Source organism: Prochlorococcus sp. MIT 0916, from assembly GCF_047305155.1.
Classification (GTDB): Bacteria; Cyanobacteriota; Cyanobacteriia; order PCC-6307; family Cyanobiaceae; genus Prochlorococcus_B.
On sequence record NZ_CP138980.1, the window covers coordinates 1,259,503 to 1,282,258 of the forward strand.

The window sequence follows — 22,756 nt, forward strand, 5'->3', positions numbered from 1 at the left end:
GTGTTTTGTGATTATTTGTCAATACATGCATTTAATTGAGAGAGGATTTTTTCTTTATCTAGCTCTTTCCCAATAAATACAAGTTGATTATTTCTTTCTTCTCCCCATTCACTATCTTCAATAGAAATTCTTTTGCCAGCAAGGTGAAATATATGTCTTCTTTCGCTTTCTCTGAACCAAAGGATTCCCTTTGCTCTGAAAACATTACTTTTTAATTGATTATCTAGAAAATATTGGAATTTCCTAAGAGAGAAAGGTTCTTTTGTTTGAAAAGAAACAGAAATAAAATCTTCAATTTTATTATCTTCTTCTGAGTGTTCATGTTCATGAGAGTGATTATGTTCATGAGAGTGATTATGATCTGATTCTTTTTGATGTATTAGATCAGTTTCGAATAGACCCACGCTTAATAATAGATTAAGAGGGATATTACCTTTAATACTTTTTAAAATTCTCACATCCTTTTTTATTTCTTTTAACTTTGCTATGGTTTCTTCTATATTCTTATTGGTTACTAAATCACATTTATTTAGAAGTAAAATATCACCATAGATTACCTGAGATCTTCCTATTGAACTTTCTAAAGCAACATCATTAAAGTTATCAGCATCTATTAGAGTTATAATAGAGTCCAATCTTATTTGATCTCTTAAATCACTTCCAAGCAATGTCATTGCAACTGGAAGTGGATCTGCCAATCCTGTAGTTTCAATGATAATGTAGTCTAAATTATTGTTGGCATTAATTAACTTTTCTATTGCTTCTACTAACTCACCATTTATAGTACAACAAATACATCCATTACTTAGTTCTATCATTTCTTCTTCAGTCTTAATTATTAATTCATTATCTATTCCTATTTCACCAAACTCGTTAACTAATACAGCTGTTTTTATGCCTTTCTGATTAGTAAGTATATGATTTAATAATGTTGTTTTCCCTGACCCTAAAAATCCCGATATAATTGTGATAGGAATATTAGTTTTGGAAACAATATTTTCTTTAGAATTAGATTCTTTAGTGTTCATTCTAATTGCAGCAAATAATAATGAATTAGGTATTTATTAATTTATCGATAGACTCAGCAAGCTTAATGTCATTAGTAGTTATTCCTCCTTTGTCATGAGTTGTTAAATTGATTCTAACTTTATTATATGTATTCTGCCAATCTGGATGATGATCCATTTTTTCAGATAAAAGAGCTACCTTACTCATAAAGCCAAAAGCATCAATGAAATTATCAAATTTAAATTCTTTTTTTATCGTTTTATTATCTATTAGCCAAGAAGGGTTCTTTTCTATAAAAGAATCTAGTTGACTTTTCTCTATTAAGGAAACCATGAGTTTTTTATATATAATTTTAATTTAAATCAAAATCACCAATTGCATGCAATTGTAATAACCTTGATTTATTTGAGTATCTATGTTCCCATATATAGATTGCTTGCCATAAACCTATGTCCAATTTACTATCAACAACACTAAAGCTTAAATTATTTGAAGTAAGCATTGTTCTTATATGAGCAGGCATATCGTCTAAACCTTCTTCTGAATGAAGATATTCTATTTTTTTGCTTCTTCTGTCAATTGGATAAACCCCTTCCTCTGGAACAATAGCCTTCATGTAAGCTGATAGGTCTTTAAGAACATTAATATCAGCATTTTCATTTATAATTAAACTACAGCTTGTATGCTTTAGAAAAATAAGAAGTATTCCTTTTTTGAGCTTTTTATATTGGATCCAATCATTAACGTCTTTTGTTATGTCAGTAAAACCTTGTCCTTTCGTCTCGAAACCTAAAGTTGATAAAATCTGTTCCATTTCTAATAAACTGTCTAACCTGACTGGATTAAATACTAACAGGTTTGTTCCTTTCTTCTTAAGTTAAAGTATTTTAAATTCGATCTTATAAAAAAGACATAACCTTTTTGATTTTTAAATCATGAATAATTTAATTAAGAACTTATGATTTAAATTATTTTAAATTGATCAAATACTTATCTCTTTTCATCAATTTGATATTAGGATTACACAAATATCAAAAGAAATACTTTGTCAAAGTCTGCTTGGCAGCTTTTGGGAGATTACCTAAAAGATACGCAGTTGTTGGGATCTATACAAAGCACTCTCTACTGGGATCAAAATACATCTATGCCCATTGCTGGTTCCACTTGGAGAGGAGAGCAATTAAGTCTTTTAGCTAAGCAACTTCATGCAAGACAAAGTTGTGAACAGTTCGAAATTTTAATAAAAGAAGCTAAATCTGAACTTCAAAATTTAAAAGAAAAGGATGATTTTGAATCACAGCAACTCATGACAGATAGGTTTAGAAATATTGAGTTGCTTGAGCAAGATTTAAATAGACAGAAAAGTTTGGATCCTCAATTGATTGTTGAGCTTGCAACAGCAAAGTCTGAAGGTTATATGTGTTGGCAGGAAGCTAGGAAAAATAATGATTTCAAAAGCTTTTCTCCAGCTCTTAAGAAATTGATTTCGTTACGAACAGAACAATCCAATCAGCTTTGTGAAGAAAGAAGCTGCTGGGAGACACTTGCTCAACCTTTTGAGCCAAACTTAACGATTAATCGTGTAAGTCAACTATTTGAACCTTTAAAAAAAAGATTGCCAGAATTGATTCATAAGGCTACGACAATAACTAACAAAAAGAGTAAAAAATGGGATTTAGCAATTAGCGATCAAGAAAAACTCTGTCAAATACTATTAAATGATTGGTCTAGGGATCCTTCTAATACAGCTATAGCTAAGTCCCCTCATCCATTCTCTATAACCTTAGGTCCTGATGATTATCGAATTACTACTCGAATAGTTAAAGGTCAGCCACTTTCTTGCTTATTGGCTACTGCCCATGAGTGGGGACATTCTCTATATGAACAAGGCTTGCCTTCTAAAAGTCACCAATGGTTTGCATGGCCGTTAGGTCAAGCAACCTCTATGGCTGTTCATGAGAGTCAATCTTTATTTTGGGAAAATAGAATTGCTAGGAGCTTTTCATTTGCAAAGTCTTTTTGGCATCATTTTGAGAATGCAGGTGCTCCAATTCACTCTGGAAATGATTTATGGGTCAATCTAAATCCATTTACTCCGGGAGTGAATCGAGTAGAGGCGGATGAACTTAGTTATGGCTTGCACATAATGATTAGGACTGATTTGGAAATTGATCTACTCGAGAGAGGACTTGCTGTAGAAGATCTGCCTGATGAATGGAACAAAAGGTATTTGAACCTTCTAGGTGTTTCACCAGAAAATGATACTGAAGGATGTTTGCAAGATGTTCACTGGAGTGAGGGGATGTTTGGTTATTTCCCTTCTTATTTGCTTGGTCATCTTATTAGCGCTCAGTTAACAAAAACTCTTGAAGAAGATTTAGGAAAAATTGAAAATATTATTGAATCTAAGGAAATCAGTAAAATATTGGATTGGCTTCGCAAAAATGTTCATCATCATGGGAGAAGCTTGGATTCCGAGGAACTTGTAGTGAAGGTATCTGGAGCAACATTATCACCAAATTATTTTCTTGAATACTTAGACAATAAACTTGAAAAACTTTCTAAAATCTCTGATTAAATACACATTTTTTAGCATAAAAATTAAGTAGAGCATATTTTTTGTTGAAACTTTTCTAAATTATCTGCCACAACTTCATTTACATTTACTGCGTTGATTTAACATGTAGGAACAAAAATAAATACTATGGCTAACCTTGATCAAGCACCTAGCAGAACAACGCCTAATCTGCTTCATGTATTACCTGCGTTTGCCAATGAATCTGAACTTAGAGTCAATACAATCGTTGAGTTAAATTCAAATACCATAAATAAATACGAACTCATTACTGAAACGGGTCATTTAAAGCTTGATCGAGTTGGATATTCGTCCCTCGCCTACCCGTTCGCTTATGGATGTCTTCCACGCACATGGGATGAAGATGGTGATCCATTAGATATCGAAATTGTTAGTGTTACAGAACCGTTGGTCCCCGGTTCAATTGTCGAGGCAAGGATTATAGGAATCATGACCTTTGATGATGGAGGTGAAGTTGACGACAAAGTTATTGGCGTAATAGCTGATGACAAGAGGATGGATCACATAAAAAGCTTTGAACAATTAGGTAAGCATTGGATTAAAGAAACAACTTATTATTGGGAGCATTATAAGGATCTCAAAAAACCAGGAACTTGTACTGTAAATGGTTTCTTTGGCGTTGAAAAAGCAGTTCAAATTATTAAATCCTGCGAGGAGCGTTACTTATCTGAAATAGATCCTAATTTAATTAATTAAAATTTTGAATGATTTAGGCCCGTGCGGACTTGAATATTTCTTCTAATATTTCTCCTGCACCACGGCCTTTTAATTCATTAGCTAAGTCTATTCCGATTTCCTCTGCAGACCCTACCGATCCTTTTTTTATATCTCTAATTAATCGTTTACCATCTAAGCTTGCAACCATACCCTCAAGAATTAATTCATTGTTGTTAATTTCAGTCCTAACGCCTATTGGAACTTGACATCCTCCTTCAAGTTCTCTGAGGAAAGCCCTTTCTGCTAAACATCTTTTAGATGTTGATTCGTGTTCAAGTGTTTTTAGGATATCTAGCACTTCTTTTTGACCACTTACACATTCAATACCAAGAGCTCCTTGACCTACAGCATGAAGTGAAATATCTGTTGGAATTAACTGATGTATTCGATTCGCAAAACCAAGTCTTTGTAATCCAGCAGCAGCCAAGATTAGACAGTCATATTCTTCTGAGTCAAGCTTTTCTAATCGTGTAATAACATTTCCTCGTACATCTTTGAAAACAAGATGTGGATAGTGGTATCGCAATTGAGCAAGCCTTCTTAAGGAGCTAGTTCCCACTACCGAACCTTCGGGAAGAGTTTCTAGTTTGTAAATTTGATTTTTTTCATTAACGACTAACGCGTCCGAAGGATCCTCCCTTTCTGTTATGCAGCCAAGAATTAATCCCTCTGGAAGGTTGGTAGGTAAATCTTTCAGTGAGTGGACTGCAATTTCGGCATGACCAATAAGCATTTGAGCTTCAAGTTCTTTAGTGAAAAGACCTTTATCTCCTATTTTTGCTAATGCTACATCAAGTATTTTGTCACCCTGTGTAGCCATTGCTTCGATGGTGATAGCAAGCTCAGGATGGGCTTTTTGTAGTTCATCTCGTACCCAGTTCGTTTGAACCATGGCCAGCTGGCTTCGGCGAGAGGCGATGCGCAGTTGGTCTAGTGTCATTAGCAAATATTTTCTATTTCTTTACCTTAAGCAGTCAACCTTACCAAATTAAAATTCTTGGAAAATAATTTAATAAGGTTGATGTGAAATGAAATTGATTATTTAAGGAATATTTGAATTTGTTACTGGTAAAAGTAAAGGTTATAGTTAATTTTTTTAATTTAGCTTGATGTATTCTTTAAGTACTCCGTTTCTATTTGGATGACGGAGTTTTCTAAGAGCCTTAGCCTCTATTTGTCTAATTCTCTCTCTCGTTACATCAAAAATCTGTCCAATTTCTTCAAGGGTTTTCATCCTTCCATCGTCTAAGCCATAACGAAGTCTTAGAACATCCCTTTCTCTGGGACTTAATGTAGCAAGAACACCTTCCAGGTCCTCTCTTAATAAGGTTTTTGCCACATCTTGTTCAGGATTTTCTATATCTGCTTCAATAAAGTCACCAAGTCTAGAATCTTCCTCTTTACCAATAGGGGTCTCTAGAGAAATAGGAAGCTGAGCGCTTTTAGCAATAAATCTCAGTTTCTCAATTGTCATTTCCATGCTTTCGGCGATTTCTTCTTCGGTTGGTTTCCTTCCAAACTCTTGACTTAAAACCTTAGTAGTTTTCTTGATCCTAGAAATTGTTTCGTATAAATGCACAGGCAAACGAATTGTTCTGCTTTGATCTGCAATTGCTCTGGTAATAGCCTGTCTGATCCACCAGGTAGCGTAAGTTGAGAATTTATATCCTTTCTCATGATCAAATTTTTCAGCTGCGCGAATGAGACCAAGACTTCCTTCTTGGATAAGATCTTGAAAAGATAAGCCTCTATTCATATATTTCTTGGCAATTGAAACTACTAATCGTAGATTCGATTGCACCATTTTTTCTTTTGCCCGTCTACCAAGCATCAATCGCCTGCGGAAGCGAGTTAATGGCATTTCTGCAAGAACTGCCCATTCTTTTACTGATGGGAAATGTCCGTTCTCACTTTCAAATTGTGCAGCTTCTTCTTCTAATTGAAGAAGATCAGCTATTTTTCTGGCCAATTCAATTTCTTCGTCTGGCCTGAGAAGCCTTATACGACCAATTTCTTGTAGATAAACCCTAATCGAGTCTTCTGTGTAAACACCTTTTGGTCCTATTTTGATACTCGCTAAAGCTTTAGCAGCTGCTTCTTGAGCACTCGATAGCACTGAGGCATTATCGTCATCATCATCTAGATCGATATCTGCTTCAGTTACTTTATTTGCTTCAGCAATTAATTTATCTGCCTCTAGATCTAAATCAATTTTTAGATCATTTGAAGATTCTTGAGGAAGAGTTTGAGTTTCTTTAGTCACGTTTACTTTGGCAGCTGTTTTTTTAATTTTTTTGGAATTATTTTTAGTTTCCTGATTAAGAGAAATATTTTTTGATGTCTTTTTTTCCTTTAACATGATTTCCCCGATAGTTTTGTGGTCTGTTGCAGAGCTCAGGTTATTACCCGAAAAAATGGTCGGAATCTCCTAGAGATAATATTTCAGGAAAAACTATTTAATTTGTAAAAATTCAACAAAAACACTCTAATTTGAGATTGTCCTTAATTGTGATAAATCTTGCGAAAAATCACATGACATCAATATGGACTTGAAATTATGAAGGATGTTTTGTTGAGGAATGAAAATGTGTAAGCAAGGATGTCAGGGGATTTCTCAGACCGGCTTATCTCAGAATTGGGTTTTTCCTATTCTTGATAAAGCTTCTAGTCTTCCCTCTGGGTGGAATTTTGCAAGTTCCACAACAGCTTTAAAGCTGTTCACATTCCAATGTTAGAAAAAATTTCTAAAGTCGGCAAGTATTAAAAATGATATGAATCCTTTTATATTTGATATTTGGTTACATGTCGGTCGTGAAGGACGATGTTTCTCTTATCAAGATGGAAATAATTTAGATATTGATTTAGGCGATATTGTGACCGTGCGCCTGAAAGGACAACTCATGCAAGGGTTGGTCGTTAATAAGAAGAAAAAAAACACAACTAGTTCACAGGAATATTTAAATAATTTTTCACTGAATAATGTAGAAACATTGGTTCAAAAAGCAGCTATCAAAAAAGATTGGAGAGAGTGGCTAGAAGAAATTGCTCTTGATTTATATGTAAGTGATTTTCAGATGCTTAAGACCGCGTTACCTCCTGGTTGGTTAGGAAGGTCGAAACTATCTAATAGACCTAAAAAACTTTGGTGGGTTAAATTATCTATCAATAATGATGAGGGAAAGATCTCATCAAGACAGATTGAGTTAAAGAAAAATCTTCTATTAAATGGAGGAGGAAAATGGCAAAAGGATTTGGAGGCTGAAGGATTTTCTTCTGTATTGATTAGAAAATTTGTCACAGCTGGTTATGGAGAAAGAGAAAAACGTCTTTTCCTTTTTAATTCTTTTGATAATGAAGGGTCTAATGAGAAAAAAAAATTAAAGATTGAGAATCCTCAACCTTTAACGTTAGAGCAAAAACTTGCAAAAGAAAAATATGAGTCTCTTTCAAATGGGTCAGCTCTTTTACTTTGGGGTATTACTGGATCTGGTAAGACTGAGGTATACCTACAAATTGCAGCACTTGAGTTATCTGCAGGTAGACATTGCCTTATACTTACACCTGAAATTGGATTGGTACCACAATTAGTTGATCGCTTTCGAAAGAGATTTGGATTAAATGTTTTTGAATATCATAGTAATTGTTCTACTAAAGAAAAAATTGATACATGGAAGAGATCTTTAGATACTACAAAACCTAGTATTTTCATTGGTACTCGATCAGCTATTTTTATACCATTATCTAACTTAGGATTGATAGTTCTTGATGAAGAACATGACAGCTCTTATAAACAGGAATCCCCTATGCCTTGCTATCATGCAAGAGATTTGGCAATTCATAGAGCAAAAAAAATAGGTGCTAAAGTAATACTTGGGACAGCGACCCCATCTTTAACTGTTTGGAAAAATTTAAAACCCGCTGGAAATGTAGACGTTGCGAAATTAACCCAAAGAATTTCGAATCGTAAATTACCAACGGTTAGTGTCGTAGATATGAGAGAAGAATTAGCTATTGGTAATCGAAGCTTAATTAGTAGATATTTAAAAAACCAACTTTTGAGTGTAAAAGAGAGTGGAAATCAAGCTATCGTTTTAGTACCTAGACGTGGATATAGTAGTTTCTTAAGTTGCCGTAGTTGTGGAGAGGTCGTTCAATGTCCACATTGTGATGTTGCACTAACTGTACATCGTTCCAAAGAGGGTAATCAATGGTTGCGTTGTCATTGGTGTGACTTTCGTTCGAAAATTAGTGATAAATGTGGAGAATGTGGTTCAAATGCTTTTAAACCCTTTGGAACTGGAACACAAAGAGTGATGGATCATTTAGAAAGAGAACTAGAGGGTATAAGTTTATTAAGGTTTGATAGAGATACAACTAGAGGCCGTGATGGCCATAGATTGTTGCTAGAAAGATTTGCTGATGGTGAGGCCGATATTTTAGTAGGTACCCAAATGCTCTCTAAGGGTATGGATTTACCAAAAGTAACTCTTGCCGTCGTCTTAGCAGCAGATGGTTTATTGCATCGGCCTGATTTAATGGCTACTGAAGAAACGCTTCAATTATTTATGCAATTAGCTGGTCGTGCAGGGCGAGGTGAGCAACCTGGAAAGGTTGTAGTGCAAACTTATTGTCCTGATCATCCAGTGATTCTTCATTTAATTGATGGGAGTTACGAAGAGTTTCTACAAAAAGAAGAAAAGACTAGAAAAGAAGCCTCGATGGTCCCATACAGTCGAGCATGCTTATTAAGGTTCTCTGGCGAGTCTTCAGAGTTGACATCACATGGGGCATTTGAGGTTTTATCAAAAATAAAGAATACTTGCAGTCAAAAAGGTTGGAAATTAGTCGGTCCAGCTCCTTCATTAGTTGAGAGGGTTGCAGGTAAAAGCCGTTGGCAACTTCTTTTGTACGGTCCGGAATCAAGTCATATACCACTCCCTTATGGACCTGAATTATGGAAAGATTTACCAAAAGGAGTAACTCTTTCTGTTGATCCTGACCCTCTACAATTATGAGTTTTTATATTTTTTAAGGTGGTAGCTGAGGGAAACCGAAGCCCATTTGAAGACGAAATCTTTGAAGGGATAAACTCAATAAAGTTAAAGCAATTATCAAGATAATCCCAACTGAAAGTTGGTTCCATTTCCAATTTGAAATCTCTAGTTGATTAATCTTTCCAATTTCAAGAGGAAAGAAAGTTAAACCCTCTTTAAAAGTAGGTTCTTGAGGTTTGGCTTTGAAATTATTTTTATTGCCAATGTCATTAATGACTATGTTTAGTTTTAATCCAGGAATTTTTGGGATTTTTCTCAAATCCAAATAAATCTTATAATTTTGACTTGTACCAATGATCCAATTTTTGTTGTTTGTAATTATTTCAGGTTTATTTATATTGAATCCGCTAGCATTTGACGCGGCATCAGCTATTTGCTGAAGTAATTTGTTTGCATCTTCAAAACGAATAGTTGGTGATTCAAAATGCTGCTTATCCTCCTGCTTCTGGAGTCTTAAGATACTATTTTCTTTAGTAAGGTTGTCTTCAAATTCCATCTGCCATGGAATTGATTCACCAGAATTACTATCTATATCAACTGAAATCTTTAGTCGATTTGGACCTGTAACACTAAAATTTGTTGATATGTCAACGCAACCACTTAAAAGGAACGTTAATAATAAAATAATTAATAAAGTTATTATTGAAAATCCAAAGTCTAGACTTTTTGTTGGACCAGTTGGAGGATGATTAATTATCTCCTTCTTCTTCTTTTTCGTTTTTGCAAATGACGATTTTAGAGATGGCTCCATCACCATCTTCGGGATTTTTACAGACCAGTTTGATGGTCTAGGTAACTGTGGAGCCTCTAGTATTGATAAGAGTTGTTTAGCTTGTTGACGGACGCTCTCTTTTTTATTTTGGATTAATGTTTGACAAATATTAATTGCTTTCTGTTCGTCGCATTTTCCCATATAGGCAGTAACAATAAGTAGTCTAAGTTGTCCCCCTGTTTCAGTCTCTGCTTGGAAATCTAGAAGTAAAGGATCAATTATTTTTATGCAAAAACTATAGTCACCTTTTTCAAGGGCCGCTTCAGCAGCCTTTATAGCTGAAGCTAAATTTGACATTTAACCTCTACCCATAACCATTGTTCCAATACCTGCATCAGTGAAAACTTCTAATAGAAGTGAGTGAGGAGTTCTTCCGTCAATGATGTGGGCAGCATTCACACCCTGGGCAAGCGAACGTATACAACATTCAACTTTTGGTTTCATGCCTGCTTTAACTATCCCTTTATCAATTAATTCTCTAGCTTCCGATAGACGTATCTTTTCGATTAAGGAAGAAGGATCATTTTCATTCCTTAAAATACCAGGGGTATCTGTTAGAAGGATTAATTTTTCGGCACCTAGTGCTGCTGCAAGCTCCCCAGCAACAGTATCAGCATTTATATTGTGTGATCTGCCATCAGAAGAGTTGGATACACTAGAAATTACCGGGACGTAACCTTCTTCGAGAAGAGGGCTTAATATCTTTGTATTTACTTTTGCAACTTCTCCAACAAGACCATGACTTCCACCTCCAAGCGTTCTTGCCTCAATAAGTCCGCCATCTATTCCACATAGTCCAACAGCCAATCTTCCGTGATTGTTTATTCCACTTACAATCTGTTTATTTACTCTTCCAGCAAGAACCATTTCTACTACATCCATGGTCTCGGTATCAGTAATACGTAAACCATCAAGGAAAACTGGCTTTATTCCTAATTTTTCTAACCATTGGTTTATTTCTGGGCCTCCACCATGAACGACTACTATTTGTACGCCAACAGACGAGAGAAGAGCTAGATCTCTAAAAACTGCATTCTGAAGTGTTTTATTTGTCATAGCTGAGCCACCATATTTTATTACGATTCTTTTATTTGCAAAACGCTGAATGTAAGGAAGCGCCTCACTTAAGACGGAAACTCTTATTGAATCTTTGTCCGTAAAGGGTTTATTAAAATTCTTACTGTGGTCAGCTTGTTGATTTTCTTTATTCATTTTCTTGTGGCTTTTCTTCTTGTTTTTGCGGAAGTAGGATTAAATCTATTGCACCAGGTGTAGGACAAAATAATTCAGCGCACAAACCTTTAGCAAAGAATCTTCCTAAACGTTCTTTTTGAGCATTCCATCTTTCTAAAGACACAGCAGCCATTTCAAATCTCATTCGTATTCCATAATTCCCCTCTTTAACCAACTCTTCTACTTCTATAAGTTGGGGAGGATTGTCTATGTCCCAAAGCTTTAATACTCTTAGAGATGCTTCAAGCTGGCAAGATTGACCATAGCGCCATCTAGTTACATCTTTAACTAGTTTTATTAGTTCTTCAGGAGCTTTCTCTCTTTCTGAGGCAAATTTAGTTACCGGAACTACTCTTAGGGCAGGAGGAACTTCAGTCGTTTTCAGTGATATACCTATTAGAAAAATAGGTACTCCATAGAAGAAAGTTGGAACACTGAGGTTTGTTGCATCACTGAAATAGGCTGTTAAGCCTATTAGAGAAAGGGATGCTCCTCCAATAGTGATGAGGCTTGCCGGTGAAAAAAGTTTATTCATGAGTGTAATTTTGGCTAAAATCGTGGGCAGATGGGTTTTTCAGGAGACAGTCTCATGGCCTCACACCAAAAACAATTTTCTGAGTTAAATGAACTTGTTGAAAAACTAAACAAGGATAGAGCTTGGATCCTTGAACAATTAGATAAAGGTAGCTGGCCTGAATTTAGACCTGATCTGGCGGCTTTGGAGAGAGAATTAGGTCAACTTTTAACTAGGACTACAGAATACATTGAAGAAAATGGTTGATTTTTTCAGAATGGAATGTCATCTGTATCCGGAACTAATGGTGAGCTGTCCCATCTAATACCTTCGTTATTTAAGGAATTTGCGGAATCGCTTTTTATATTTGACTGAGCTTGGGAAGGTATTGATGAAACCGCTGTGTTAGAAGAAAAGGGGTGGATTCGAGAAAGAGTAAATTCAGCTTGTTTTTCTTTCGTCCCATCCTGGCGAGGAACGGTATTCATTCTTAAGCGCCCTTCTATTACTAATTTAGAATTGACTTGAACAGTGTTTTGAAGCTCTTCTGCTAATTTCCCCCAACCAACTACCTTAATTGCGCAGGGAGGGTCATCAGCACGGAGGCTATCAAATTCAACTTCAACTTCAGCTAGCGGAGTTTTGTTGTCTTGGGTAAAACGAACTGTTGGAGCCTTTTTTACAAAAACCTCAAGCATGCAATGGTTCATTTTTTTTTCTTTAGTTATTGTGGTTTATCTTGATGGATGTAAGGGAAAAATGCCAGCCACATCTTTGGTTGTTAACAGGAACAGGCGAAGGTCATGTATTCGCCAAGTCTTTATTGAAAGAAGGTTGGAAAATTACTGTTAGTGTTGTTTCGGATAGAGCCTCGATTCCATATAAAAAATTAAATTTAGAAAAAATATTAACTGGTGAATTAATCACTGAGGAAGAGATCCGGGGAGTCATATTAAAAGCAAGAATTCATCAAAATGGATTTCATTGTGTTGTTGATCTGACTCATCCATTTGCTATAAAAATCACACGGTCAATCTCAAAAGTTTGTAAGGAACTAGGTCAACCATTCATAAGGTATGAAAGAGCTATCGATAATATTTCAAATGCATTTTTAATAGGAAAATTTAGTGATTTAAGAAATTATGATTTAAAGAATAAATCTATTTTGCTCGCTGTAGGAGTAAGGCATCTTCAGGAAGCCTTGCTTTTTGCAAGAAATTCAGGGGCAAATGTTTTTGCAAGAGTTTTAGCCAATCCAGAAAGTATAAGAAAAACACTGTCTTCATCAATTAAAAAAACAAATTTTGCAGTATTAAACCCTTCAGCCTCTAGTAATGGAAAAATTGAAAGAGCACTTGTTAGGAAATGGAATATTGCTGGTGTGATTTGTAGGCAGTCAGGAGGAAGTAATGAAATCTTATGGCATCAAATTTGTTTGAGTATGAGAATTAATCTTTGGTTGTTGGAAAGACCTACTGAAGTGAAAAATATTAATTCAGTAGATAGTTATGAAAAATTAATTAAAAAATTAAAATCTATTAGTATGGAATAAAAAGTATTTAAGATTATGACTTTATCTGATTTAAATCATGAAATTTATTTGGTTATAACTACTGAAGTCGATAAAAAAAGTGCATCTAAATTAGCTAATATACTCTTGAGGGAGAAATTAATACCTTGTGTATCTTTTAAGAATATCGAATCATATTTTTGGTGGGAAGGAAATATAAATCAATCGAAAGAAGTACAATTATTGATTAAATGTAAGAAAGAAAATGTAAATAACGTTTGTAATAAGATTGCTGAATGGCATAGCTACGAAATACCAGAAATAATTTATTTTCGCGTTTCAGCTAATAAAAATTACCATCATTGGGTGAATTCTATTTGAACTTTCAATCTTTAGGGTTCTAAATGTGAATTGATCAAATTTAAAAGATCAATATTGGATCGAGATCCTAATTGTGTAACGATCTGTCCTGCACAAATAGATCCAATTTTTGCAGATAATTCTGGCTTTAGGCCATCTGCAAGCCCTTTTAAAAAGCCTCCAGCATAAAGATCTCCTGCACCGGTGGTATCAATAGCCTTTCCAAGGATGAAAGGATCTATTTTTATTTCTTTACCATTTAAAATTAGAATTGAGCCTTTTTCACCAATTGTGATTGCAGCAAGAGCACATTTTTTTTTCAATTCTTCAAGTGCTGTATTCAGAGAAGAGGTCTTATACAAAGTTGTTATTTCATCTTCATTGGCGAATAATATATCTATATGATTTTCAACTAGTTTTATAAAACTTTCGCGATGTCTATTAACACAAAATGAATCAGAAAGGGATAAAGCAACTTTTCGACCTGAATTTTTAGCTATTTCTGAAGCTTTAATGAATGCATTTTTAGCGGCTTGGTTGTCCCATAGGTATCCCTCTAAGTAAAGTATTTTTGCTTCCCTGACTGCTGAGAGGTCGATATCCTTAGGCTCTAACAGGACTGAAGCTCCCAAGTAGGTGCACATAGTTCTCTGAGCATCTGGAGTGACAAAAATGAGACATCTTGCAGTGGAGGGACCGACGGATGATGGTGGAGTTTTGAAAATGGTCCCAGTTGTTGATATTTCTTCTGTAAAGATTTCTCCAAGCTTGTCATCTCTGACCCTTCCAATAAAAGCTGCCTTTCCACCTAACTGAGCTACACATGCTAATGAATTAGCAACAGAACCTCCTGACCTCTGAATTCTGTTGGTAGTTATTTCATAAAGTTCTTTGGCTTTGTCTTCATCAATCAAGGTCATTGAACCTTTATTGAAAGATAGTCTTTTTAGGAGTGAATCATCTGTTGTTATTAATACGTCTACAATTGCATTCCCAATACCTACTATGTCCAGTGAAGGGTCGCTTGTCTTATTATTCATCAAGTTCATTTAAAAATCATCAAAGTATTATTGCTCACTTTTTAAGAATTCAAAAGAGCTCTTTTTGGTCCATGAATAGGATCCTCAATAACAATTGTTTGATCTCTATTAGCTCCTAAGGAAACTATTGCTATGGGGACCTCCATAAGCTCCGCTAAGAATCTCAAATAACTCATCGCTGCAGGTGGAAGATCTTCTAGGCGACGACAATTTTCGGTAGAGCATCTCCAGCCAGGTAGCTTTTTAAAAATTGGAGTACATTTTTCAAAATCTTCAACGCTACTTGGGAAATAATCAATTCTTTTACCATTTAATTCATAAGCGACACATATATCAATTTCCTCAAGTTCATCTAATACGTCTAGTTTTGTAATAGCAAGACAATCCAATCCATTCACCTCAACAGCGTATTTCCCAATTACTCCATCAAACCAGCCACATCGTCTTCTTCTCCCAGTAGTTGTCCCAAATTCACCTCCTCTATCACAAAGTTGATCATTAATACTCCCTTGCAATTCAGTCGGGAAGGGCCCCTCTCCAACTCTAGTCGTATAGGCTTTGGCTACTCCGATAACCCTGTCTATGAGTGTAGGACCTACTCCTGCACCAATGCATGCCCCGCCTGATACTGGATTGGAGGAGGTTACATAAGGGTAGGTACCATGATCAAGATCTAATAGGGTTCCTTGGGCCCCCTCAAACAAGATGTTTTTCTTTTTTCTGGCTGCTTGATGAATCGTTCTATTGCAGTCAACAATATGTTTTTTTAGCTGTTTTCCGTAATCAAGATATTCTTCTATTATTTCATCAATAATTAATGGCTCAATTCCATAAATCTTTTGAAGGAGTCCGTTCTTTTCTGCTAAGGGGACCTGTAATCTTTCTTGGAGCTTTTCCCTGCTCAGTAGATCAATTATTCGAATTCCATTCCTTTGCGATTTGTCAGCATATGTTGGACCAATACCCCTACCAGTAGTACCGATTTTTTGGTCACCTCGCTTCTGCTCCATGGCCAAATCAAGAAGCCTGTGATAAGGCATCGTTACATGAGCAGTTGAGGCAAGTTTTAGTCCTGAAATATCAATATCGTTATCTTCAAGCATTTTTATTTCTTTAATCATTACTTTTGGATCAACAACTGTTCCTGATCCAATAAGACATATCGTATCTGGATACAAGATCCCAGAGGGTATCAAATGTAATTTGAGAACTTTGTCCTCTACAACAATTGTATGACCGGCATTAACACCACCTTGATAGCGAACAACTACATCTGCTGAGCGACTGAGCAAATCGGTGATTTTGCCTTTACCTTCATCACCCCACTGAGCGCCTATGACTACAACATTTGCCAAGGAAGAAAATTCGGCTCGAAACCGATTTACTTTAGAAGAATCAAGATTTGCAGATAGCCCTACCCTGAGTCAAAGAAATGAATTAAAGATTATCTTTAATTATCTCTAACTGCCAATTTCTCTGCTTTTGATAGTTCGTTGTTTAATCTTTCTTTGAGATTCTCAGGTACTGGTCTGTTTGCAAAAGTCTTGTAATGACCTGATAAAGCATTTAAAGCAGTCTGCATTGTAGTAAAGGTTATAGAAGTATTTACTTGAGATCGATTTCTATATCTTGAAATGTAATCGCTTATTAGAAAAACAGCTTCTTTTTCTGCTTCAGATAGCCCTTTATCTTCTTTAGGTAAAGTTATGGTCTCTTTTAAAGTTGTGGAGACTGCAATAGTGTCTTTCGCAAAATCTCCAGTCATTAGTGTTTTAGCTGCATTCACTTCTGAAGCAAATTGGAAGAATATGAGGCTGAAGCCAAGGCATATAGCCAAAGCTGCCCTCACCAACCTGATGGAGAGGTGATGAAAGGCAGAAATCATTTGTTTTTTGCAGTTACTAAAGACTCTAGAGTCCTTTGGGCTAAATTTATAGGTTTTCAATACTAAATTCTTCAGAAAGTTTTTTTAAAACCGAATTTAGATCTAATAACTCTGTTGTTTTTGTTTTTCTATTATGTAATTCAACAAGTCCAGAACTAGCTTCTCTTCCAGCAACAATTCTCCATGGGATGCCAATAAGGTCAGCATCTTTAAACTTTGTTCCAGCTCTCTCATCCCTATCATCAAGTAGAGCATCAACTCTATTTTTCATTAATTTTTGATAGATATCTTCAGCTAAACATTTTTGCTCAGTATTTTTTATGTTGGCAATAATAATTATCACTTCAAATGGGGCAATTGATGCTGGCCAAATAATACCTGAATCATCGTGGCTTTGTTCTACTGCTGCTTGAGCTAATCTGGAAACACCAATTCCATAGCATCCCATCCAAAAGTGGTCTTCAATACCTTTATAGTCTGTAAAAGTAGCATTTAATGTTTTTGAATACTTAGTTCCTAATTGAAATATATGCCCTATTTCAATACCTCTACATTCTTGAAGTCTTTGTGTTTTATCATGGAGGCACCTATCTCCTGGTTTAGCTTTTCTAATATCACATGTAAGCTGCTGAGTATTAATTAGACTCCAGTTATAAAATATTTTATGTTCATCCTGGATATTATTTCCACATATAAAACTTTTAAGATCTTTTGCAGAATTGTCAGATATTCTTATGAATTTTTTTTCCCATGTTTTTGCTTTAGATAGTAGATTATCACTAAGATCAGGACCTATAAAACCAAATGGAATAGGAGTAATACCTTGCTTTTGAATATCTTCATTAGAAATTGTTCTAATATCGATTATGTTTTGTTTTAATTTATGAGATATTTCATTTGAAAGTTTGATATCATTTACTTCTTGATCTCCTCTAATACTTACTAGTACTGGATATTTTTTATTATCATCACAAATTGCTATATAAGCTAAAACTTTTACAATTTGACTTGGGTGGAAATTATTGTAGTTGCATAATTCCTCTATAGTTTTTTGATTAGCAGTATGAATTATCGAAGGTTTATTAAGCTCTAACAATTCTCCTTCTTCGACAATGGAAACAGCTTTTTCTTGATTAGCCCCATATTTAGCATCAGAACTTATTAAAAGTAAGTCTTCGCCAGAATCCGCTGTAACCATGAATTCTTCAGATGCTGCACCTCCAATAGCTCCACTATCAGCTTCGACGCAAACAAAATCTAGACCGCATTTTTTAAATATATTTTGATAGGCATTTCTCATCTCTGAATAAGTTGATTGAAGATCACTCTTATTGGCATGAAAGGAATAAGCATCCTTCATGATGAATTCTCTACTTCTCATCAATCCAAATCTTGGTCTTATTTCATCTCTGAATTTTGTTTGAATTTGGAATATGTTTATTGGTAATTGCTTATAGGAGTGAATAGTTTGAGAAATTATTTGAGTAATTACTTCTTCATGAGTTGGCCCAAGGCCTAATTCCTTACCTTGTCTGTCTTTAAGGCTAAACATAATACCCTCTCCTTCTGTATATGATTTCCACCTCCCACTTTTTTCCCAAATTTCTGAAGGCTGAAGTTGAGGGAGAAGAGTTTGAAGGCAACCTTTCTTTGTTAATTCTTCTTCAACAATTAGCGTTATTTTTTTTAGAACTTTCAAAAGCAATGGCATATAAGCATAAATTCCTCCAGTTAGGCGTTTTATAAAACCTCCTCTTATAAGTAACTGGTGTGAAATTATATCTGCTTCTGCAGGGACGTCTCTGAGCGTGTTAAGCATTAGGCGGGAGACGCGCATAAGCCTAAAATGTAAATCTGTCTGACATTAGTACTTTGAGTGTGGGCCAGAAGAGGATCTATATTAATTGTGCGGGAATCATGTTGTTTTTTTAAAGTGTTCTAATGTACATGGTGTTAATTTGATTGATCTGCTAACTTCTTTGACATGTTTTTCTAGACGCTTTTTTTAGCAATGTTTAACGGGGCAGTAAATTCAGAAGCGAATGGAAGAGCACAGGAGTCTACTGATAAAGGATTGAATAAAGCTTCTAACTCAATTGATTCATTACTGACTATTGATGAAGTTCAGAAAACATTAAATAGATCTAGAGCATCCGTATACAGATATACAAATACTGATACTAGGAATCTGAATCCATCATTTAATCCTAGAAAACTAAACACAGAATTTAGAAGCGATCAAAAAGATCAATTACTTTTTCATCCTAATGAGGTTGCCAGATTTGCAAAAGATATACTTAGAATTAAGGAAGTAACAGTTGAGATATTTAATTCTCCATCATCAGAAACTCAAAATATTCTTAATGCAATACTTGAAGAGTTAAGAATCATTAGTAATAAGCTTGATGAGAAATCGGATCCGAATCGTCCTATTCCTAATCATTTACAAGGGTCTGATAGAAAGGCTGCTTAATTATTCTTGGATATGGGATAATATATTTAATTTAAATTATATTAAGTATTTTAATTGATTTACACACATTCAACTAACGGTTTATCTATTCCAAACCTTATATGGATTTAGAACCACATTTAATTAAGAAGCAATCTTCTGAGCTTGATTCTCATTTTTTTAATAAAGAAACTGATAATCCATCTTCTGATGAAGAAGATCCTTACAGTTTTAATAGTACTTCTACTTCTTTAATTGGTTTAGCAATAGTATTTATTATGCTTGGCATACCATTGTTGGCTGTCATTAGTGACAGCCAAGAAACAACAAAAAGTTTAATACCGACTTCAGTAAATCAAAATGGACCTGAGTGATCTTCCTCCTTCACCATCTCCTGGATTAGTAAATCTAGTGGTTGAGATTCCTGCTGGAAGTAGAAATAAATACGAATATTACAGCTCTGCAGGAATTATGGCTCTTGATAGAGTTTTGCATTCTTCAGTGAGATATCCATTTGATTATGGATTTATTCCAAATACTCTTGCTGAGGACGGCGCACCGCTTGATGCAATGGTTGTTATGGAAGAACCCACTTTTGCAGGTTGTTTGATCAAGGCAAGACCTATTGGGGTTCTTGATATGCATGATTCAGGTGCTTACGATGGCAAACTTTTATGTGTACCTACTGCTGATCCAAGACAAAGAGAAATTAATACAATTAAGCAGATAGCTCAGAACCAATTGGAGGATGTGGCTGAGTTTTTTAGAACCTACAAAAGCCTGGAAGGGAGGGTAATCGTTATAGACGGATGGAGAGACTATAATGCTGTTGATGAATTATTGAAAAGCTGCATAGAGGCACATCATTCTGATATGACTATAAAAAAACTAATTTAATTTGATTTCTTTGGATAAACTTATTTCTTCTATGCTTTCAAAACTTGAAATTATTTAGTTATTCTTCATGTTCAACTTGTCGTAGAGCGATTAAGTGGCTTAAAAATAATGATATTGCTTTTGACTTAATTGATATTTTAAAAGCCCCCCCGTCTAAAGAAATGCTTATCTCGGCTAGTGAGCTATATGGTGATAGAAAATATCTTTTAAATACCAGTGGGGGTATTTATCGTTCCCTTGGTTCGGATGTTGTCAAGAAAATGACTAATAACGAGTTTTTTGAGAAACTATATATAGAACCCAGATTAATAAAGAGACCTTTTTTATATAAGTCTAGTAAATGCTTAATAGTTGGTTTTAAAGAAGAAAAGTGGGCTGAAAAATTACTTTGAAATTCACATTAGGACTAATATTGACTTAATTTAGGTAGTCTTTACTAATAAAGTAAGGTAGATATTTTATTAATAAACACGTGCCGCAAATTCATTCAGATTCGAGTAAGAAAACTAAAAATTGTTGGTGGTACTCTTTCTTTGATACGTGGGGACCTATTTCTTTAACTGTTCTGATATATGTAGGTATTCGTCATTTTATAGCAGAAGCTAGATATATACCCTCGGGTTCAATGCTGCCCGGATTGAAAGTTAATGATCGACTAATTGTTGAAAAACTTTCTTTGCGCAAAAGGTCACCTTTGCGTGGGGAAATTGTAGTTTTCAACTCACCATATTCCTTTGATAAGAAATTGATAGCTGATAGGACTAAACAACTTCCGTCTAAATTTCAATGTTCATTAATAACTTTTCCATTAATTTCTTGGATACCTACTCTATCTGATCGTGCTTGTGATGCTTATATCAAACGAATAGTAGCTGTGGGAGGAGATCGTCTTTTGATTAATGGTAAGGGAGAGATTGTTTTGAATGGTAGATCAATCAATGAACCATATGTTACGAACTTCTGCCCAACTAAATCTAACTTTAATCTATGTCCTCCGATGACTTCAACTGTTCCAAAAGGACATGTATTCGTTTTGGGTGATAACCGTGCTAATAGTTGGGATAGTCGCTTTTGGCCAGGAGGGGGGTTCTTACCCCATAATGAAATAATTGGCAAAGCAAGCTGGCGCTTTTGGCCTATTAATCGTTTTGGTAAGCTTAATTAATGAGCCTATAATCAATAACTTTCCCAACTGCCTTTTGTCTTTGTTCACCCCCATTTTGATTAAAACAGCTTCTCTCTTGATATATGATCCTTCCTTTTCAAGGATTTGAATAACTATTAGTCATTAAATTAAAGAGCTCCAGCAGCTGTTGAGTCGATAATTCCTCCTAAATGTGAAGTGATATTTAAACAGGTAATTTGATCTGGTTGCCCTTCGTTGTCTGAGAGATCAATGACTGTAACGCCTCCATTACCTTGTTTTATCATCCAAATATTTGATGGCATTAACCCTAAAAGATGACAAAGAATGGTTTTGTTAACTGCATCATGAGCGACAACCAATGCGGTTTCATCGTTTTTAAGGTCTTGGCAAATCTCATTCCAACCAGTAATGGATCTCGTGGAGACTTCTTTTATATTTTCTCCCTCTGGCATTTGAACTTTTTCAGGTGAAATCTTCCATGTTTGTAGAAGATCTGGCCAGTCGGTCTTTATCTCAGACTCCAACTTCCCTTCCCATTTTCCGTGACCAATTTCTATTAGGTTGTCTTTGAGAGAAATTTCGATCCCTGGATGTTCGTTTAGAATTATTTGAGCTGTTTCTTTTGGTCTTGATAGAGAGCTACTGAAAGCTTTTTGTAAAATATTGGTTTTTAAAAATTCACCTGCGGCCTTTGCTTGGGATTTACCATTTTTATTTAAGGGAATATCAATTTGTCCTTGGAACCTTCCTTGTTTATTCCAGTCTGTTTCACCATGCCTAACTAAAATAATTCTTTTTTTACTCCTTTTTTTTGGAATTGTAGGATTTAAATGAGCGACATTATTGAGACATTGGATTTGAACTTGTCTATCTTTCCAATCATTAAAATTAATATTACAAATTGAGATTGAGGTGTTATCTAACTTCAATCTTCTAAACCCTTTTGATGGCTCATTAATTAATTTCAGTATCAAGCATCTAAGAATTGCATTATGGGCAACTATCAAAATTGTTTTATTTGACCCTGAATGAGCATCAAATAAAGATTTTAAGAAATTTTCAGCTTGAGATAAGAGTTCTTTAATTGGTTGAAATTTTGAACCGTCGTCTCTATTAATTGTCAGTTCCTTTGGCTCTTTTTGCCAAATAGAAAGCTCTTCTGGGAACTGATTTTTTATTTCATTTTTTGTTAAACCACTCCAAGGCCCAAGGTCAACCTCTAGGAGTTCGTCTGTATAAGTTGCTTGAAGCTCGCTTTGATGTTGTTTAATAATGATTTTTGTGGTTTCTGATGCTCTTTGTAAAGGAGAGCTATAAATTGCATCTATTGGAATAGAAGAGATTGTTTTTCCGGCCGCTTCAGCTTGCAATTGCCCTTCTCTAGTTAATGTTGAAAGGTCGTTTCTTCCTTGAATACGACCTTCCTTGTTAAAACTGCTCAATCCATGACGGACAAAAATTAGACGCAATGTCATTAAATAAAGTGTCTTCTAGATATTTATGGTATTCGCCATGAGGGCAATCTAAGGTTCTTTTAGTAAAGATAGAAGTCTTTCTCCATGTCAGTCTTC

25 protein-coding genes are annotated in these 22,756 nt (G+C 35.1%); 11 read left to right on the forward strand and 14 right to left on the reverse strand.

All coding sequences use genetic code 11. The features are described from left to right. Positions 1-11: 11 nt before the first annotated feature. From SIB53_RS06605 to SIB53_RS06615, 3 genes are read right to left on the reverse strand one after another with little or no spacing between them, the layout of a single operon-like run. Positions 12-1,028: a CobW family GTP-binding protein gene (locus SIB53_RS06605; RefSeq protein ID WP_413677466.1), complete on the reverse strand. Its 1,017-nt coding sequence runs from the start codon at positions 1,026-1,028 to the stop codon at positions 12-14. 25 nt (positions 1,029-1,053) lie between these two features. Then, positions 1,054-1,341: a 4a-hydroxytetrahydrobiopterin dehydratase gene (locus tag SIB53_RS06610; RefSeq protein ID WP_413677467.1), complete on the reverse strand. Its 288-nt coding sequence runs from the start codon at positions 1,339-1,341 to the stop codon at positions 1,054-1,056. Between the two features lie 19 nt (positions 1,342-1,360). After that, positions 1,361-1,822, reverse strand: a complete 462-nt coding sequence (locus SIB53_RS06615) for a secondary thiamine-phosphate synthase enzyme YjbQ (protein ID WP_413677468.1) — start codon at positions 1,820-1,822, stop codon at positions 1,361-1,363. Positions 1,823-2,053: 231 nt separating this feature from the next. On the opposite strand from SIB53_RS06615, the gene SIB53_RS06620 reads away from it, so the two are divergent. Together SIB53_RS06620 and SIB53_RS06625 are read left to right on the forward strand one after the other, a co-directional pair. Continuing rightward, on the forward strand, positions 2,054-3,586 hold the full coding sequence (locus SIB53_RS06620; protein ID WP_413677469.1) for a carboxypeptidase M32: 1,533 nt from the start codon (positions 2,054-2,056) through the stop codon (positions 3,584-3,586). A gap of 126 nt (positions 3,587-3,712) precedes the next feature. Further along, positions 3,713-4,300 carry an inorganic diphosphatase gene (locus SIB53_RS06625; protein WP_413677470.1) on the forward strand — a complete coding sequence of 196 codons (588 nt, stop codon included), beginning with the start codon at positions 3,713-3,715 and terminating at the stop codon, positions 4,298-4,300. 13 nt (positions 4,301-4,313) lie between these two features. On the opposite strand, the gene hemC is transcribed toward SIB53_RS06625, so the two are convergent. Both hemC and rpoD read right to left on the reverse strand, forming a co-directional pair. Beyond that, entirely contained in the window at positions 4,314-5,261 is a 948-nt protein-coding gene (gene hemC / locus SIB53_RS06630; RefSeq protein ID WP_413677471.1) for a hydroxymethylbilane synthase, read from the reverse strand. Positions 5,262-5,417: 156 nt separating this feature from the next. Beyond that, positions 5,418-6,680 (reverse strand): RNA polymerase sigma factor RpoD, encoded by a 1,263-nt coding sequence (gene rpoD, locus SIB53_RS06635; protein ID WP_413677472.1) that lies wholly within the window; start codon positions 6,678-6,680, stop codon positions 5,418-5,420. A 412-nt stretch (positions 6,681-7,092) separates the two neighbouring features. On the opposite strand from rpoD, the gene priA reads away from it, so the two are divergent. Beyond that, positions 7,093-9,336: a primosomal protein N' gene (gene priA / locus SIB53_RS06640; RefSeq protein ID WP_413677473.1), complete on the forward strand. Its 2,244-nt coding sequence runs from the start codon at positions 7,093-7,095 to the stop codon at positions 9,334-9,336. Positions 9,337-9,349: 13 nt separating this feature from the next. Here the strand turns inward: priA and SIB53_RS06645 are convergent, their stop codons facing one another. From SIB53_RS06645 to SIB53_RS06655, 3 genes are read right to left on the reverse strand one after another with little or no spacing between them, the layout of a single operon-like run. After that, positions 9,350-10,444: a DUF3153 domain-containing protein gene (locus SIB53_RS06645; protein ID WP_413677474.1), complete on the reverse strand. Its 1,095-nt coding sequence runs from the start codon at positions 10,442-10,444 to the stop codon at positions 9,350-9,352. Beyond that, on the reverse strand, positions 10,445-11,359 hold the full coding sequence (gene argB / locus SIB53_RS06650) for an acetylglutamate kinase (protein ID WP_413677475.1): 915 nt from the start codon (positions 11,357-11,359) through the stop codon (positions 10,445-10,447). Beyond that, on the reverse strand, positions 11,352-11,915 hold the full coding sequence (locus tag SIB53_RS06655; RefSeq protein WP_413677476.1) for a DUF2854 domain-containing protein: 564 nt from the start codon (positions 11,913-11,915) through the stop codon (positions 11,352-11,354). The genes argB and SIB53_RS06655 overlap by 8 nt, the downstream gene beginning before the upstream one ends. A 54-nt stretch (positions 11,916-11,969) precedes the next feature. Here SIB53_RS06655 and SIB53_RS06660 point away from each other — a divergent pair, with 54 nt between their 5' ends. Continuing rightward, on the forward strand, positions 11,970-12,161 hold the full coding sequence (locus tag SIB53_RS06660) for a hypothetical protein (RefSeq protein WP_413677477.1): 192 nt from the start codon (positions 11,970-11,972) through the stop codon (positions 12,159-12,161). Positions 12,162-12,166: 5 nt separating this feature from the next. On the opposite strand, the gene SIB53_RS06665 is transcribed toward SIB53_RS06660, so the two are convergent. Next, positions 12,167-12,604, reverse strand: a complete 438-nt coding sequence (locus SIB53_RS06665) for a single-stranded DNA-binding protein (protein ID WP_413677478.1) — start codon at positions 12,602-12,604, stop codon at positions 12,167-12,169. Positions 12,605-12,636: 32 nt separating this feature from the next. On the opposite strand from SIB53_RS06665, the gene SIB53_RS06670 reads away from it, so the two are divergent. Both SIB53_RS06670 and cutA read left to right on the forward strand, forming a co-directional pair. Further along, positions 12,637-13,446, forward strand: a complete 810-nt coding sequence (locus tag SIB53_RS06670; RefSeq protein WP_413677479.1) for a precorrin-6A/cobalt-precorrin-6A reductase — start codon at positions 12,637-12,639, stop codon at positions 13,444-13,446. Positions 13,447-13,461: 15 nt separating this feature from the next. Then, positions 13,462-13,785 carry a divalent-cation tolerance protein CutA gene (gene cutA, locus SIB53_RS06675; protein ID WP_413677480.1) on the forward strand — a complete coding sequence of 108 codons (324 nt, stop codon included), beginning with the start codon at positions 13,462-13,464 and terminating at the stop codon, positions 13,783-13,785. Positions 13,786-13,796: 11 nt separating this feature from the next. Here the strand turns inward: cutA and SIB53_RS06680 are convergent, their stop codons facing one another. From SIB53_RS06680 to SIB53_RS06695, 4 genes are all read right to left on the reverse strand, one after another. After that, complete coding sequence (locus SIB53_RS06680) at positions 13,797-14,804, reverse strand: adenosine kinase (RefSeq protein WP_413677481.1); 1,008 nt, start codon at positions 14,802-14,804, stop codon at positions 13,797-13,799. Between the two features lie 41 nt (positions 14,805-14,845). Beyond that, on the reverse strand, positions 14,846-16,159 hold the full coding sequence (locus SIB53_RS06685; protein ID WP_413677482.1) for an adenylosuccinate synthase: 1,314 nt from the start codon (positions 16,157-16,159) through the stop codon (positions 14,846-14,848). 95 nt (positions 16,160-16,254) lie between these two features. Then, on the reverse strand, positions 16,255-16,689 hold the full coding sequence (gene psb27, locus SIB53_RS06690) for a photosystem II protein Psb27 (RefSeq protein ID WP_413677483.1): 435 nt from the start codon (positions 16,687-16,689) through the stop codon (positions 16,255-16,257). Positions 16,690-16,735: 46 nt separating this feature from the next. Further along, positions 16,736-18,526, reverse strand: a complete 1,791-nt coding sequence (locus tag SIB53_RS06695) for a proline--tRNA ligase (RefSeq protein ID WP_413677484.1) — start codon at positions 18,524-18,526, stop codon at positions 16,736-16,738. A gap of 174 nt (positions 18,527-18,700) precedes the next feature. Between SIB53_RS06695 and SIB53_RS06700 the strand changes: the two genes are divergently transcribed. From SIB53_RS06700 to lepB, 5 genes are all read left to right on the forward strand, one after another. Beyond that, complete coding sequence (locus SIB53_RS06700) at positions 18,701-19,162, forward strand: resolvase (RefSeq protein WP_413677485.1); 462 nt, start codon at positions 18,701-18,703, stop codon at positions 19,160-19,162. A gap of 101 nt (positions 19,163-19,263) precedes the next feature. Next, positions 19,264-19,515 carry a hypothetical protein gene (locus SIB53_RS06705; protein ID WP_413677486.1) on the forward strand — a complete coding sequence of 84 codons (252 nt, stop codon included), beginning with the start codon at positions 19,264-19,266 and terminating at the stop codon, positions 19,513-19,515. Then, the gene (locus SIB53_RS06710; protein ID WP_413677487.1) at positions 19,502-20,038 is read left to right on the forward strand and encodes an inorganic diphosphatase; all 537 of its coding nucleotides are present in this window, start codon (positions 19,502-19,504) and stop codon (positions 20,036-20,038) included. The genes SIB53_RS06705 and SIB53_RS06710 overlap by 14 nt, the downstream gene beginning before the upstream one ends. A gap of 44 nt (positions 20,039-20,082) precedes the next feature. Next, a complete protein-coding gene (locus SIB53_RS06715) occupies positions 20,083-20,430 on the forward strand; it encodes a Spx/MgsR family RNA polymerase-binding regulatory protein (RefSeq protein WP_413677488.1) in 348 nt (115 codons plus the stop codon). A gap of 80 nt (positions 20,431-20,510) precedes the next feature. Continuing rightward, positions 20,511-21,203, forward strand: coding sequence for a signal peptidase I (gene lepB / locus SIB53_RS06720; protein ID WP_413677489.1), 693 nt, complete (start codon positions 20,511-20,513; stop codon positions 21,201-21,203). Between the two features lie 128 nt (positions 21,204-21,331). On the opposite strand, the gene SIB53_RS06725 is transcribed toward lepB, so the two are convergent. Then, complete coding sequence (locus SIB53_RS06725; RefSeq protein ID WP_413677490.1) at positions 21,332-22,660, reverse strand: histidine phosphatase family protein; 1,329 nt, start codon at positions 22,658-22,660, stop codon at positions 21,332-21,334. Positions 22,661-22,756 lie beyond the last annotated feature (96 nt).

Bases quoted from the DNA above. Each gene is read 5' to 3' on its own strand.
- SIB53_RS06695 (WP_413677484.1), bottom strand. From the start codon at position 18,526: ATGCGCGTCTCCCGCCTAATGCTTAACACGCTCAGAGACGTCCCTGCA.
- SIB53_RS06645 (WP_413677474.1), bottom strand. From the start codon at position 10,444: ATGTCAAATTTAGCTTCAGCTATAAAGGCTGCTGAAGCGGCCCTTGAA.
- SIB53_RS06680 (WP_413677481.1), bottom strand. From the start codon at position 14,804: ATGAATAATAAGACAAGCGACCCTTCACTGGACATAGTAGGTATTGGG.
- SIB53_RS06670 (WP_413677479.1), top strand. From the start codon at position 12,637: ATGGATGTAAGGGAAAAATGCCAGCCACATCTTTGGTTGTTAACAGGA.
- SIB53_RS06625 (WP_413677470.1), top strand. From the start codon at position 3,713: ATGGCTAACCTTGATCAAGCACCTAGCAGAACAACGCCTAATCTGCTT.
- SIB53_RS06725 (WP_413677490.1), bottom strand. From the start codon at position 22,660: ATGACATTGCGTCTAATTTTTGTCCGTCATGGATTGAGCAGTTTTAAC.
- argB (WP_413677475.1), bottom strand. From the start codon at position 11,359: ATGAATAAAGAAAATCAACAAGCTGACCACAGTAAGAATTTTAATAAA.
- SIB53_RS06610 (WP_413677467.1), bottom strand. From the start codon at position 1,341: ATGGTTTCCTTAATAGAGAAAAGTCAACTAGATTCTTTTATAGAAAAG.
- cutA (WP_413677480.1), top strand. From the start codon at position 13,462: ATGACTTTATCTGATTTAAATCATGAAATTTATTTGGTTATAACTACT.
- SIB53_RS06710 (WP_413677487.1), top strand. From the start codon at position 19,502: ATGGACCTGAGTGATCTTCCTCCTTCACCATCTCCTGGATTAGTAAAT.
- SIB53_RS06705 (WP_413677486.1), top strand. From the start codon at position 19,264: ATGGATTTAGAACCACATTTAATTAAGAAGCAATCTTCTGAGCTTGAT.
- priA (WP_413677473.1), top strand. From the start codon at position 7,093: ATGAATCCTTTTATATTTGATATTTGGTTACATGTCGGTCGTGAAGGA.
- rpoD (WP_413677472.1), bottom strand. From the start codon at position 6,680: ATGTTAAAGGAAAAAAAGACATCAAAAAATATTTCTCTTAATCAGGAA.
- SIB53_RS06605 (WP_413677466.1), bottom strand. From the start codon at position 1,028: ATGAACACTAAAGAATCTAATTCTAAAGAAAATATTGTTTCCAAAACT.
- psb27 (WP_413677483.1), bottom strand. From the start codon at position 16,689: ATGATTTCTGCCTTTCATCACCTCTCCATCAGGTTGGTGAGGGCAGCT.
- SIB53_RS06615 (WP_413677468.1), bottom strand. From the start codon at position 1,822: ATGGAACAGATTTTATCAACTTTAGGTTTCGAGACGAAAGGACAAGGT.
- SIB53_RS06700 (WP_413677485.1), top strand. From the start codon at position 18,701: ATGTTTAACGGGGCAGTAAATTCAGAAGCGAATGGAAGAGCACAGGAG.
- SIB53_RS06660 (WP_413677477.1), top strand. From the start codon at position 11,970: ATGGCCTCACACCAAAAACAATTTTCTGAGTTAAATGAACTTGTTGAA.
- SIB53_RS06665 (WP_413677478.1), bottom strand. From the start codon at position 12,604: ATGAACCATTGCATGCTTGAGGTTTTTGTAAAAAAGGCTCCAACAGTT.
- hemC (WP_413677471.1), bottom strand. From the start codon at position 5,261: ATGACACTAGACCAACTGCGCATCGCCTCTCGCCGAAGCCAGCTGGCC.
- SIB53_RS06655 (WP_413677476.1), bottom strand. From the start codon at position 11,915: ATGAATAAACTTTTTTCACCGGCAAGCCTCATCACTATTGGAGGAGCA.